11 protein-coding genes and 1 pseudogene are annotated in these 12,460 nt (G+C 63.7%); 4 read left to right on the forward strand and 8 right to left on the reverse strand.

Going from position 1 to position 12,460, the window contains the following annotated elements:
* Positions 1-49 precede the first annotated feature (49 nt).
* Entirely contained in the window at positions 50-811 is a 762-nt protein-coding gene (locus Q8L50_RS13120; RefSeq protein ID WP_305349082.1) for a tRNA-uridine aminocarboxypropyltransferase, read from the reverse strand.
* Between the two features lie 37 nt (positions 812-848).
* A complete protein-coding gene (locus Q8L50_RS13125) occupies positions 849-1,229 on the reverse strand; it encodes a VOC family protein (protein ID WP_305349083.1) in 381 nt (126 codons plus the stop codon).
* Positions 1,230-1,503: 274 nt separating this feature from the next.
* On the opposite strand from Q8L50_RS13125, the gene Q8L50_RS13130 reads away from it, so the two are divergent.
* Together Q8L50_RS13130 and Q8L50_RS13135 are read left to right on the forward strand one after the other, a co-directional pair.
* Positions 1,504-2,346 (forward strand): Bro-N domain-containing protein, encoded by an 843-nt coding sequence (locus Q8L50_RS13130; RefSeq protein ID WP_305349084.1) that lies wholly within the window; start codon positions 1,504-1,506, stop codon positions 2,344-2,346.
* 123 nt (positions 2,347-2,469) lie between these two features.
* Positions 2,470-3,615: an FAD-binding oxidoreductase gene (locus tag Q8L50_RS13135; RefSeq protein ID WP_305349085.1), complete on the forward strand. Its 1,146-nt coding sequence runs from the start codon at positions 2,470-2,472 to the stop codon at positions 3,613-3,615.
* 137 nt (positions 3,616-3,752) lie between these two features.
* Here Q8L50_RS13135 and Q8L50_RS13140 read toward each other — a convergent pair whose 3' ends face one another.
* Together Q8L50_RS13140 and Q8L50_RS13145 are read right to left on the reverse strand one after the other, a co-directional pair.
* Positions 3,753-4,235, reverse strand: a complete 483-nt coding sequence (locus Q8L50_RS13140) for an Hsp20/alpha crystallin family protein (protein WP_305349086.1) — start codon at positions 4,233-4,235, stop codon at positions 3,753-3,755.
* A gap of 13 nt (positions 4,236-4,248) precedes the next feature.
* Complete coding sequence (locus Q8L50_RS13145) at positions 4,249-4,686, reverse strand: Hsp20/alpha crystallin family protein (protein WP_305349087.1); 438 nt, start codon at positions 4,684-4,686, stop codon at positions 4,249-4,251.
* 313 nt (positions 4,687-4,999) lie between these two features.
* Between Q8L50_RS13145 and Q8L50_RS13150 the strand changes: the two genes are divergently transcribed.
* Positions 5,000-5,620 (forward strand): flavin reductase family protein, encoded by a 621-nt coding sequence (locus Q8L50_RS13150; RefSeq protein ID WP_305349092.1) that lies wholly within the window; start codon positions 5,000-5,002, stop codon positions 5,618-5,620.
* A gap of 139 nt (positions 5,621-5,759) precedes the next feature.
* On the opposite strand, the gene Q8L50_RS13155 is transcribed toward Q8L50_RS13150, so the two are convergent.
* Together Q8L50_RS13155 and Q8L50_RS13160 are read right to left on the reverse strand one after the other, a co-directional pair.
* A complete protein-coding gene (locus Q8L50_RS13155) occupies positions 5,760-8,522 on the reverse strand; it encodes a PAS domain S-box protein (RefSeq protein WP_305349088.1) in 2,763 nt (920 codons plus the stop codon).
* A 162-nt stretch (positions 8,523-8,684) separates the two neighbouring features.
* A complete protein-coding gene (locus Q8L50_RS13160) occupies positions 8,685-9,923 on the reverse strand; it encodes a nitrate/nitrite transporter (protein WP_305349089.1) in 1,239 nt (412 codons plus the stop codon).
* A gap of 167 nt (positions 9,924-10,090) precedes the next feature.
* On the opposite strand from Q8L50_RS13160, the gene Q8L50_RS13165 reads away from it, so the two are divergent.
* Entirely contained in the window at positions 10,091-11,500 is a 1,410-nt protein-coding gene (locus tag Q8L50_RS13165) for an NAD(P)-binding protein (RefSeq protein ID WP_305349090.1), read from the forward strand.
* A 130-nt stretch (positions 11,501-11,630) separates the two neighbouring features.
* Here Q8L50_RS13165 and Q8L50_RS13170 read toward each other — a convergent pair whose 3' ends face one another.
* Both Q8L50_RS13170 and Q8L50_RS13175 read right to left on the reverse strand, forming a co-directional pair.
* A complete protein-coding gene (locus Q8L50_RS13170) occupies positions 11,631-12,038 on the reverse strand; it encodes a response regulator (RefSeq protein WP_305349091.1) in 408 nt (135 codons plus the stop codon).
* A 201-nt stretch (positions 12,039-12,239) separates the two neighbouring features.
* Positions 12,240-12,460, reverse strand: a pseudogene (locus tag Q8L50_RS13175) (SPOR domain-containing protein); the annotation flags it as partial.

A 12,460-nucleotide genomic window follows, 5' to 3' on the forward strand; every position in this document is an offset into this window, starting at 1 on the left:
CATTGCGGGCCCGACCCGCCATCGATGGTCCCGCATGCAGCCGCAGGACTCAGCGCCTGCTCAGTGTCCGCAGCCGCTGGTGCGGCGCGTCTTCCCCATCCACCGGCAACTGCTGCTTGGCCCGCAGGTAGTGGCTGGTGAACACATCCAGGTAAGCCTCCAGTGTTTGCGCCGCATGTAGCTCACCGGCCAGCGCCAGGCACAGCGCCGCCACTTCAGACGTGCAGAAGTGTTCATCGCGCTGCGAGCGGCGCAGCTTGTAGCTGGAGAGCTGATCGCTCTGCAGGCTCAGCACCGGCAGCTTGTCGAGGTAAGGGCTTTTGCGAAACATCTTGCGCGCCTCGGGCCAGGTGGCGTCCAGCAGCACAAACAGCGGGCGCTTGCTGTTGCTGGCATCCAGAGCCTTCACGTCGGTCGCCACGCGCTCAGCCGCCACAAACTCGCCAGGGAAGACCAGATAAGGCTGCCATTGCGGGTCTGCCAGCAGGGCCAGCAGCGCAGGGTCCACCTCGGTGCGCGCCCAACCAAACGCAAAGGTGTCGGCCACCACATCGGCCACCAGCCAGCCGGTGTTGCTGGGCTTGAGCGGCTCAATGTCGGCCATCAGCAGACACATACCGGCGCGCACGGGCAAGTTGGGGCGCAAGTCACAGATGCAGTGGCTGGGCAACAGCCGGCAACCAGCGCAGCGCTCACCGCGCGGGCCGCCACGTGCCAGAAAAGGTTTGGAGCTGCGCGCCAGGCGCGCGGCGCGCAGGCGGCTGACCGCATGCGGGAACACGTGAGGGGCTGAAGCTGGGGGCAAGGTCATTCAGCGGCAGCCTGGGCCACCCGCCCGGCTTGACGGGTCAGGCCGCAGGCCGGTGCAGCGCGCACAGCTTGTTTCCATCGGCGTCGCGCAGATAGGCCAGGTACAGCTTGCCCACAGCGCCATCGCGCCAGCCCGGCGGGTCTTCACAGCTGGTGCCGCCGTTGGCAATACCAGCCGCGTGCCAGGCGTCAACCTGTTCGGGCGATTCGGCCGTGAAGCCTATGGTGCTGCCATTGCCGCGGCAAGCAGGCTCGCCATTGATCGGCGTGGTGATGCCAAAGGTACCGGTCTTGCTGCGGTAGAAGTAACGGTTCTTGTTGGCAATGCCGGGCGCTATGCCCAGCGCGCCGAGCACCGCGTCGTAAAACTTGTTGGAGGCTTCCAGGTCGTTAACGCCGACCATGATGTGGCTGAACATTGATTTTGTCTCCGTGGGGGACCCGCAAGCGGGTAGAAAGGGCTGTGCGCATGTTACTTGAGTCGACTTGCGGCATATCCTCCGCACATGATGCTGCGAATACGCAGCAGTAGCGGTCTGACTTGCGTATAAAAAATGCCCTTAGCCCTTATGAAGCGGGCGCAAGCAGCTATAAAAAACAGAGCAAATCAGGTTTTGTGAGTGGCGCCAAAATACTGTGCAAAAATACAGTATTCACCATGCAGCACGCTTGCTGCCGTACCAGGGGGTCGCCATGAAAGTTTTGCCTGCCAGCTTTGACGGTCAGTACATTCGTCGTGTGTTTGACGAAGCCACTGAGACCTGGTGGTTCTCGGTGATTGACGTGGTGCAAGTGCTGACAGAGAGCAAAAGCGCCAAGCGCTACTGGTCAGACCTCAAGCGCAAGCTGGCGCAAGAGGCGGGCTCCGGGCAACCGTACGAGGAAATCGTACAGTTGAAACTGACCGCCACAGACGGCAAGCAGCGCGAAACCGATTGCGCCAAAGCCGCCACGCTGCTGCGCATAGTCCAATCCATCCCCAGCCCCAAAGCCGAGCCCATCAAACTCTGGCTTGCCAAGGTCGGCTACGAGCGCATGCAGGAAATGGCCGACCCCGCCCTTTCGCTCAACCGCGCCCGCCAGACCTGGCAGCAGCACGGCCGCAGCGACAAGTGGATTGCCCAGCGCATGACCGGGCAGGAAACCCGCAACAAACTCACCGACTACTGGCGCGAACACGACATCAAGGCCGGGCAGGAATTTGCCATCCTCACCAACATCATCCACACCGAGTGGAGCGGCGTCAGCGTCAAGGACCACAAGGCCGTCAAAGGCCTGAGCAGCCACAACCTGCGCGACCACATGACCGAGGCAGAGCTCATCTTCACCGCACTGGCCGAGCTGTCTACCCGCCAGATCGCCGAGACGATGAACGCCAGCGGCTTGCCGGAAAACACCACCGCAGCCAAAGCGGGTGGCGGCATTGCCAAGCAGGCGCGCAAACAACTGGAGAGTCAAACCGGCAAGTCGGTGGTGTCTGGGCAGAACTATCTGGCTCCCAAAGCGGGTAAGGCCCCCAGAGTCACGAAGAAGTAACACCAGCCGGTGCGGGGACTTTTTTTGCGATCAAATTGGCCGCTAGCCAATATGGAATGTACGCACGCAGCTACTAAAATCGGAGCATGTCAGGGGCGACTGCCAACATGAACGCAAACCACCATGCCTGAGCAAACCGACTTCATCATCATCGGCGGCGGCATCGCCGCCGCGTCGGTCGGCTACTGGCTGGCGCCGCATGGGCGCGTGATTTTGCTGGAGCGCGAGTCGCAGCCGGGTTACCACTCCACCGGGCGCTCGGCCGCGCTGTTTATGGAAAGTTATGGCACGGCCCAGGTGCGGGCGTTGACCATGGCGAGCCGGGCCTTCTTTCAAAACCCGCCGCAAGGATTTAGCGAACACCCCTTGATCTCGCCGCGCGGCGCGATGATGGTCGCCATGCATGGCGAAGAGGCGCTGCTGGCCGAGCAGTGGGACGTCTTTCGCAGCGTCACGCCGCATGCGCGTCTGCTGAGCAGTGAACAGGCCTGCGCGCTGGTGCCAGTGCTGCGGCCTGAGAAAGTGCTGGGCGCCGTGCTGGAGCCCGATGCCGCCGACATGGATGTGGATGCGATTCACCAGGGCTTTCTGCGTGGTTTGCGGCGCGTGGGTGGCCAGGTGATTTGCAACGCTGAGGTCACGGCGCTGGCGCGTGTGGGCGACGTCTGGCAAGTGCAGGCGGGCGGCCAGACATACACAGCGCCGGTCGTTATCAACGCAGCCGGCGCGTGGGCCGATGTGGTGGCGGCGCTGGCCGGCGCAGCGCTGATCGGGCTGGAGCCGCGACGCCGCTCGGCCTTTATCTTTGCGCCGCCTGACGGCATCAACAGCGCGGCGTGGCCGCTGACGGCCAGCATTGACGAGGGCTGGTACTTCAAGCCCGACGTCGGCATGTTGCTGGGCTCACCGGCCAATGCCGACCCGGTGGCGCCGCAAGACATCCAGCCCGAGGAGCTGGACATCGCCATGGCGATTCACCGCATAGAAGAGATGACGACCTTGACCATTCGCCGCCCCACGCGTACTTGGGCGGGGCTGCGCTCGTTTGTGGCCGACGGTGATCTGGTGGGCGGCTTTGATGGGGATGCGCCGGGTTTCTTCTGGCTGGCGGCGCAGGGCGGCTACGGCATTCAGACCTCGGCCGCGATGGGCGAGGCCTGCGCGGCGCTGGCGCGCGGCCTGCCACTGCCCGAACGTATGGCGGGCTTTGGCCTGACGGAAGCGATGCTGTCGCCGGCGCGGCTGCGAGCCACTGCCCCTGAAGTTTAAGCATCAAATCGGCCGCCAGCCCTTATACAGAATGCGCAAGCAGCTATTAAAACAGGAGCGCTTCGGGCTGCAAGGCGGGTATGGCCCGGCGGTGCCGCCGATGACGGCTGTTGCCTGCCGGGCACTTCCCTGCCCGCTTAACCCGCGCTGATGCTGATGCGGCGCGGCTGCGCGTGGGCGGCCTTGGGGATGCGCAGTTTCAGCACGCCCTGGGTCAGCTCGGCGCTCACGTTCTCGGTGTCCAGCTCTTTGCTCAGGGTGAAGACGCGGTGAAACCGCGCCAGGCCCACCTCGGTGTGGCTGGACTGCAGGCCCTCGGGCAGGTTCAATGCTGCTTCAGCCTCGATGGTCAGGGTGTCGGCCTCTACCTGCAGCTTGAGCTTGTCTTTGGGCACACCCGGCAGGTCGGCGTACAGCGTGATGCCGCTGCTATCTTCGACGACGTCTACCGGCGGTGTCAGCGTGGCCTGGGTGTAACGCTGCGCTTGCTGCCTGGGCTGGCGCGCCACGTCGCTTGAAGCGCGCTCGTTGCGCCCGTCGTTCAGGGACGAATAGTCGAGGTGTGAGCCGTTGCCGCCCTGGCGGGTGGTGCTTGCGGCGGTGCTTGTCTGGGTGTTCATGGCTGGCCTCCTTTCAGTGAACGGTGATGCGGCGTGGCTGGGCAGCCGCGCGCCGCTGGATGGTGATGTGCACGAGGCCGTCCTTCACGCGTGCTTCCACGGCGTCGGGGTCGGCGTCTTCGGGCAGGCTGATCACCCGGCGAAAGGCACCAGCAAAGCGCTCGTTGATGTGCAGCGTGGACTGCGGCGTGGCCTCGGGCAGGCTGGACTTGCGCTCCCCGGCGATGGTCAGCATGCCGCGCTCCAGATCGACCTCCAGCGAGTTGGGGTCGATGCCGGGCGCGAACGCGTAGACCTCGACGGTCTGGGGCGTTCCGCCCACGTTCAGGGCAGGAAAGCCGCCGCGGCCAAAACCGCGGATATTGGGCGACAGATCAAGTGCCTGCTGAACCTCGCGTTGCAGGCGATCCATTTCTGCAAACACCTCGTGCGGAAACAGGGATCGAAACATGGCGATTACCTCCATTCAGGTTAAACACTGTCACGCCGGAAAAGGCCCTTCCGGCGCTCCGGATTCAGGATGTAGGACCCCGCAAAAAGATTTCAAGAGGGCGTTTGCACTTCTTTGTCAGCGCCTGAGATGGACGCCCTGGGTCAGACAGGGGCCATGCCAGGGCCTGGCCGTGTTACTGGTCACTCAACGCATCCAGGAAACGCCCACGGTCACCATCCGCCGCCCGACGCGCACTTGCGGCGTACTGGCACGCGGCCAGCAAAAAACCATCCCCCGGGTTAAGGTCGAAGCTCAGCCAACCCCCATCACCATGCCCCACACCACCCACTTCTACGAACCCCGCCTCGGCCACGGCCTGCCGCATGACCCGTTCAATGCCATCGTCGGGCCGCGCCCGATTGGCTGGATCTCTTCGATGAACGCCGCCGGGGCGCTGAACCTGGCGCCCTACAGTTTTTTCAACGCCTTCAACTACGTGCCGCCCATCGTGGGTTTTGCCAGCATTGGCTACAAAGATACGCTGCGCAATATTGAAGCCACCGGCGAGTTTGTGTGGAACCTCACCACGCGGGCACTGGCGGAGCAGATGAACCAGAGCTGCGCGGCGGTGCCGCCCGAGGTCAATGAGTTTGAACTCGCGGGCTTGAGCCCCGCGCCATCGCGCGTGGTGGCGGTGCCGCGTGTGCTGCAAAGCCCGGTGTCGTTTGAGTGCCGGCGCACGCAGGTGCTGCGGCTGGAAGGTGTGGGTGGTGGCCAGATAGACACCTGGTTGGTGCTGGGCGAGGTGGTGGCGGTGCACATTGACAAGGCCTTGCTGAAAAACGGCGTGTACGACACGGCCGCTGCCGGCCATGTGTTGCGCGGTGGCGGGCCGGGCGACTACTTCACGGTGGGGCCGGAGCAGTTGTTTCGCATGTTCCGGCCGCGCTGAGCTGCCAGGGCGAGCAGCGCAGGGGGCAAGTCACTGCGCGTGGTTTGTACGGCCAGCGCCTGGATTTTAGGTGCCAAATCAGCCTGCAGCCCTTGTCTAGCTTGCGCAAGCAGCTATCAATAACAGAGCAAGTTTTGGCTCAGGCGTCTTGGGCAGATGGAACGGCCGGCAATTTCAGCACGCGTTGAATTGTCAGAAGCAGATCGGCGTTGGAGGTCGACGCCTTGACCAATACCGCGTCGGGGCGGCTGCCTGCTTTGGGCAGCACTTCACTGGCAGAAAACACCACCAGCGCGGGCCGCGGCTGCAGGCTGTCGATCAGTTCCACCAGATCCCAGCCCGACTCACTGCCCAGGCCCAGGTCCAGCAGCACCAGGTCAAAGGTGCTGGACCGCAGGCTCGCCCGCGCCTGGGTCAGGATGCTGGCAAATTCGAAGGTGGCAAAATCAGCGGCGATGGCTGCGGCGATGTGCTGGATGTCCACGTCGTCCTCCACATGCAGGATGCGCGGCTTGCGGCCATGCAGGTCGGCCACTGCGCGCTGCATGGCTGAGACCAGTTGCGCCTCGTCAATTGGCTTGGTCAGCCAGTCCGACACGGCGGAGGGTTTGTGGTCAAGCTGAAGCTGCCCGTCGCCGGCCAGTGTAGAGATCACGATGACAGGCAACGCGCGTGTGGCTTCGCTCGCGCGCAGGCTGTTCAGAAATGCGCCACCCGTCTGGCCCGGCAGGCGCAGGTCAAGCGTCACCGCTGCATAACCGCCTTTGGCCAGCAGCGCCATGGCCTGCGGCGCGTTGTGCGCCAGATCCGATGCAAAACCAGCCTTGTCCAGCATGATGGCGATCAGCCTGGCCACGTCCACATCGGCTTCACACACCAGGATGCGCGAGCGGGGCGCCAGCGGCGCGGCCTCGGCAGGCCCCTGCCACAGTGGCAGCTCAAAGAAAAACGTGGTGCCTTCGCCAAGCCGGGTTTCAAAACCGATGGTGCCGCCCATGCGCTCCACAATTGCGCGCGAGATGTTCAGGCCCAGCCCGGTGCCGCCCTTTTGCCGGGTATCCGAAGAGTCCGCCTGCGAGAACTTCTGGAAGATGCGCTTGCGAAACTCCTCGGGAATGCCGGGGCCATGGTCGCGCACCTCCATGCGTACCCCCAGCCCGGCCCTGGCCACGTGCACCTCTACCGTGCCGCCAATCGGCGAAAATTTCAGCGCATTGGACAGCAGGTTGGTCACCACCTGCGTGAGACGGTCTGCCTCAACGTTCACCTGCAGCTCTGGCTCGTCGCAGTGCAGCGACAGGGTGACACTGTTGGCCAGGGCGAAACCTTCGTTGGCGGCAATGGCCTGCACCATCAGCGGCATCAGCGTCATCGGCTGCAGGTCCAGCTGCATCTTGCCGGACTCAATTTTTTCGATGTCCAGGATGTCGTTGATCAGCCGTATCAGGCGCTCGCAATTGTTCTTGGCGATGCCGATCAGCTTCATGGCTGCGTCGGGCAGCTTGCCGGCGATACCGCCGGAGATCAGGCCCAGGGAGCCGCGGATCGACGTCAGCGGCGTGCGCAGTTCATGGCTCACGGTTGAGACAAATTCGGTTTTCAGCCGGTCAATGCGTTTGAGCTCGGTGATGTCGGTGGCCAGTGAATAAAAGCCGATCACCTTGCCCTCGTCAGCGCCCTCGCCGTAACGCGGAAAATAATTGACCACGTAGTTGCGCACATCGCCGTTGGCCGAGCGCTGCTTGCGCTCGTACACCACCGGGTAACCGGACAGCACTTCTTCCACCTTGGGACGCAGCGCCTCGTAGAACGCTGGCTCCATCAGCTCGCTCATGCTTTTGCCCAGGATATCCTCGCTGGAGAGGCCGGTGGCCTCCTGGTAGGCGCGGTTGTGAAAGCGGCAGCGCTGCTCGGCATCCACATAGGCGATCAGCGCCGGCACGGTGTCCGTGATCTCGCGCAACTGCAGCTCGCTGGCGTGCACGCGGTCGCTGGATCGGCGCATCTCGGTGGTGTCGCGGCCCGTGCCCCGGTAACCGGTGAAACGCCCCGACGCATCAAAAATTGGCACGCCGCTGATGCTCACATAACGCGTCTCCCCTTTGCTGCCGAGCCGGGTGACTTCAAAGTCGCGGAAAACCTCGTGCCGTTCAAGCTGTGCCTTGTGCTCCGCCCAGACGCTGTCGGCCATGCCCACATAGGGCAGCTCCCACCGGGTCTTGCCGACGGCGCTGTTGCCGCTGAACGCCGCCGTGTGCGCATGCCGTGTTTCGCCAGAAATCTGGACAAAACGGAAATATTCGTCTTGCTCCCAGAACCAGTCGGACGACAACTCGGTGAGCGCGCGAAAGCGTTCGTCGCTGGCGCGGGACAACTGCTCGGCATGTTTGCGCTCTGTGATGTCCTGCAGCTGCGAGATGAAGTGCAGCGGCTGGCCCTTTGCATCGCGCACCAGTGAGCAGGTCAGCGCGCCCCAGACCATTTGGCCGGACTTGTGCAGATAGCGCTTTTCGCGCTGGTAGGTCTCAATCTCGCCGGCCAGTGCGCGGCTGCGCTGCGCGGTGTCCTCGGCCACGTCGTCGGGGTGCGAGACATCGGGTGCGTCTGGGGCCATCAACTCGGCCTGCGAATACCCGAACATGTCGCAAAAGGCCTGGTTGACGCGCAGCCTGCGCGAGTCGATACCGAGCACCGCCATGCCAATGGCGGCGTTTTCGAAGGCGCTGGTGAACTGCTGCCCGCTGGCCGCGTCGCTGGCAGCGCGCTCGTACGCCTCGAGCTGGTCGGCCTGAAGCCGCAGCTTGTGTTGCAGCTCTTCTGCCAGCCGCGTCAGTTCAAGCACCCGGTCTTGCAGACTTTGCGCTTGCGGCTCCTGCTGCTTTTTCGGCTCTTTTTGAGTCATGCGTGTCCTGTGGGTTGTCTCGCCCGGGCCGGTCTTCACGGGCACACCGGCCGCCCGTCCGCCAACGTAGTGTAAGCAGTATGGGCGACTTCCCCATCGTGATTTGCGTGGCGCGCGCTGGTGACCGCGCGATCCCTGGCCGGTGCGGCTGGCGGCTGGCCGCTACTTTTGCGCGGGTGGCCCCGGCAGCCACACAAACGCCAGCGCGCCCAGCGCCAGCAGCGCAGCAATGCTGGCCAGCACGGCGGTAAAGGGCTCTATGCCCTGCGCTTGTGCTGCGGTGGCGACGATGCCAGTAAACCACTGCATGGTGGCCACACCCATGAACATCGCCATGGTGAAAACCGACAGCGCGCGCCCGGTCATGCTGGCCGGGTAGGCGGCGCGCACGTCGGCGTACTGCAGGATCATGAAGCCCGACAGCAGGCCGATGACGACGGGTGCCACGACGTCAATCACGGCGCTGTGTGAGAAGGAAAACGCGGCAAAGAGGCCGGCCACCAGCCAGGTAAAGCCGGTGATCCAGCGGCGCCGCGTGGCAGGGCCGGGGTCCAACCGGCCAAACAGCGGTGGCCCGGCCAGTGACACCAGCGACATCACCAGCGCCACGTTGCCGCTTTGCACCAGCGAAAAACCGTGGCGCTCAATCAGCAGCGGCCCCAGCCACAGGCCGCGCAGCGAGACAAAAGACGCATAACCCACACTGGCCAGCAGCAAAATGCCCCAGGTGTGCGGCAACGTGAACAGGGTGCCAAAACCGGCCAGCGCCTGGCCCACAGACTCTTTTTTTCTGCCCGCGTCGGTCGGGTGCGCGGGCTCATGCACCAGCGCCCAGATCAGCACCCAGGCCAGCACGCCCCAGCCGGCCAGCACCCAAAACCCCATGCGCCAGGAGCTGGCCTCAATCAGCCAGGCCAGCGGCGTGCCGGTAAGCAGCAGGCCAATGCCGCCCACACTCATGGCCAGGCCAGAGATGGCGGCAAATCGCTGCGGCGGCATGTGCCGCGCAATAAACACGGTGCACACCAGAAAAGCCGGCGCGCAGCCAATACCTATCAGCACCTGACCGGCCAGCAACATGCCAAAACTGGTGGACACCGCCGACAGCACAGCCCCGGCCACCGCCACCGGAAAAGCCAGCAGCACCGTGCGCCGCACGCCGTGCAGGTCTATGCCTATACCCATGAAAAGCTGCATGGCGCCAAACGCAAAGTGAAAGGCGCCGGCAAACAGTCCCAGCGCTTTGGCGTCCAGCCCGAAGTCAGCCTGCAGCGGTGTGGCCATGATGGCGGCCACGGTGCGAAAGGCCTGGCTTAGCGCAAAGGCGGTGACCAGCGCAAACAGCATGACCCAGATGGCGCGTGTGGGGGATGACGAAGGCAGGGGCGCGGCAGAACTCATGCGCCTGACGATACACCGGCTGGCAAGCCGCTGCCTGGCCAAGGCGCTCAGTGCTGCGCGCGGCTGCCGCCTGCTTCTTTCAGCCAGGCAGCGGGCCTGCCATACTGCGGGCCACGACGGCAGCCATCCGAACCTGCCGCGCCACTGAGACGCATGAGAGGCACACCATGAATACCCTGGACACCGATTACCTGGTTATTGGCAGCGGCGCCGTTGGCCTGGCGTTTGCCGACACCTTGTTGCAAGAGTCCGATGCCCATATCACCATCGTCGACCGGCATGGCAAGCCTGGCGGGCACTGGAACGACGCCTACCCTTTTGTGTCCCTGCACCAGCCGTCGGCGTTTTATGGTGTGAATTCCTTGCCGCTGGGGTCCAACCGCAAGGACACCATCGGGGTCAACCAGGGGCTGTACGAGCTGGCGTCCGGCCCCGAGGTCAGTGGCTATTTTGATTCGGTGATGCGCCAGCGCCTGCTGCCCAGTGGCCGCGTGAGCTACCACCCGATGTGTGATTACCTGGGTGACGGCCGGTTTGTATCGATGTTGTCGGGCGAAGAAACGCAGGTTCGGGTGGCGCGCAAAACGGTGGATGCCACCTATTTCGGTACCTCGGTGCCGGCCACACACACGCCGCGTTATCAGCTTGCCTCGGGCGTGAACCTGGTGCCACCCAATGCCTTGCCGCAGTTGTGGATGAAGCCCGCTGCCGAGCGGCCCCGGCGCTTTGTGATTGTGGGCGCGGGCAAGACCGCGATGGACGTGGGCGTGTGGCTGCTCAACACCGGCGCGGCGCCCGACAGTGTGTATTGGGTGATGCCGCGCGACTCCTGGCTTCTGAACCGGCAGCGCATTCAGCCCGGCATGGATTTTTTCCATGAGACCTTGGGCGCCATGGCCGAGCAGATGGTCGCTTTTGCCCAGGCCACGTCGGTGGACGACCTTTTCGAGCGCCTGGAGGCAGCCGGCATCATGCTGCGCATAGACCGCTCACTGCGCCCGGGCATGTTTCATTACGCCACCATGTCCACCGGCGAGATAGAGGTGCTGCGCCGCATCACCCAGGTCATTCGCATGGGTCGGGTGCAGGCGATTGACAGCCAGGGCCTGGTATTGGACCAGGGCCGGGTCGATATGGATGCGGGCACACTGTACATCGACTGCACGGCTTCGGCGGTAGAGCCACGGCCAGTGAGCCCCATTTTTCAAGGCGCGCGTATTGTGCCGCAGCTGGTGCGCGCGCCGCAGCCGGCGTTCAGCGCCGCACTCATCGCTTACGTTGAAGCGCACTACGAGGATGACGCGGCCAAGAACGCGCTCTGTGGCACGGTGCCTTTTCCGCACAAGCTGCACCAGTATCTGCACTGCAACATGGCCAACATGGCCAACCAGTACCGCTGGGGACAAGACAAGGTCTTGAGCCGCTGGATCCGCGACTGCCGGCTTGACGGTTTTGGCAAGGTGATCGCAGCCGTCAGCCCGGACGATACTGAAAAGCTGGCCGTGCTTGAGCGCATGCGGGCAGCCGCAGGGCCTGCCATGGCAAACCTGCAAAAGCTCGCCGCGCAGCCAGCCTGAACCTGGAGCGCTTGGAGCGGTGCCGGGCCAAGCGGGTCGCCGGGTCGCAGCGCCTTGGTGTTGATCCGGTGGATTGGACGACGCGCGTGGAGATATACCGGCTGGCAAGCCGCTGACCGGGCGCAGGCTCTCAGTGTATGGCGCGGGTGCGGCCGACTTCGCCCAGCCGCTCGGCGTGTAATCTGCAAAACGCAACCAGCAGGTCCAGCTCGGACGCTTTGTCAAACACCATGTCGGCGCCCAGCTTCATGCACTTGCTGGCAATCAGCCGGTGGGTGTAGCTGGTCAGCACCACGACCTTCTGGGTTGGCTTGCGGGTCTGGCAGTCTTTGAGCACACCGAAGCCAGTACCTTCTGCAAGAAAGAGATCAACAATGACCAGCTCCCAGTTGGCGTGATTCTCTCTCAGCCACTGGCGCGCGGCACTTTCGGTTTCAGCGTGACCTACAAATTTGATGGGGGCGACTTCTTCCATGGATTCGAACATGGTGTTGCGAATCTCGGGTTTGTCTTCTACAAGAAAGGTGCTGAGAAGCATGGCGGGCCCTGGTAGGCGGCGCACGTGGCGCTGCGGTGAAGGCTGTTTGTAGCACTGGACCGCAAGGCGTTTTGTAGGACGGGTTCGTCAGTAGCGCAAAAGCTGCGACAAGTGCAACAAAGTGCTACAAGCCCGCGTGGATACAGCGGAATCAGCTACAAAAACAATAGCAGATCAGGTTTCATTGGATGAAACCAACGCTCAGCCGCAAGGTCGCAAGGCCTTGCCTTCCAGCTGCGCTGTCAGGCTGTCCAGCTGTTTGCGCAGGCCGGCATCTGCGGCGGGCAATTTGAGGATTTGCCCGCGAGCCTCTGCGCGCTCTTGCGCCACGCGGGCTGTGCGTACGCCCCGGGTCGCCACGCGCGCGAGTTCTTTCTCGGCTTCGGCCTGGCTGGCAAAGCTGGCCAGCGCCAGCCCGGGGG

Source organism: Polaromonas sp. (genome assembly GCF_030680935.1).
Classification (GTDB): Bacteria; Pseudomonadota; Gammaproteobacteria; order Burkholderiales; family Burkholderiaceae_C; genus Polaromonas.

Coding starts and splice junctions, on each gene's coding strand:
- Q8L50_RS13120 (WP_305349082.1), bottom strand. CDS start 811: ATGACCTTGCCCCCAGCTTCAGCCCCTCACGTGTTCCCGCATGCGGTC.
- Q8L50_RS13125 (WP_305349083.1), bottom strand. CDS start 1,229: ATGTTCAGCCACATCATGGTCGGCGTTAACGACCTGGAAGCCTCCAAC.
- Q8L50_RS13130 (WP_305349084.1), top strand. CDS start 1,504: ATGAAAGTTTTGCCTGCCAGCTTTGACGGTCAGTACATTCGTCGTGTG.
- Q8L50_RS13135 (WP_305349085.1), top strand. CDS start 2,470: ATGCCTGAGCAAACCGACTTCATCATCATCGGCGGCGGCATCGCCGCC.
- Q8L50_RS13140 (WP_305349086.1), bottom strand. CDS start 4,235: ATGAACACCCAGACAAGCACCGCCGCAAGCACCACCCGCCAGGGCGGC.
- Q8L50_RS13145 (WP_305349087.1), bottom strand. CDS start 4,686: ATGTTTCGATCCCTGTTTCCGCACGAGGTGTTTGCAGAAATGGATCGC.
- Q8L50_RS13150 (WP_305349092.1), top strand. CDS start 5,000: ATGCCCCACACCACCCACTTCTACGAACCCCGCCTCGGCCACGGCCTG.
- Q8L50_RS13155 (WP_305349088.1), bottom strand. CDS start 8,522: ATGACTCAAAAAGAGCCGAAAAAGCAGCAGGAGCCGCAAGCGCAAAGT.
- Q8L50_RS13160 (WP_305349089.1), bottom strand. CDS start 9,923: ATGAGTTCTGCCGCGCCCCTGCCTTCGTCATCCCCCACACGCGCCATC.
- Q8L50_RS13165 (WP_305349090.1), top strand. CDS start 10,091: ATGAATACCCTGGACACCGATTACCTGGTTATTGGCAGCGGCGCCGTT.
- Q8L50_RS13170 (WP_305349091.1), bottom strand. CDS start 12,038: ATGCTTCTCAGCACCTTTCTTGTAGAAGACAAACCCGAGATTCGCAAC.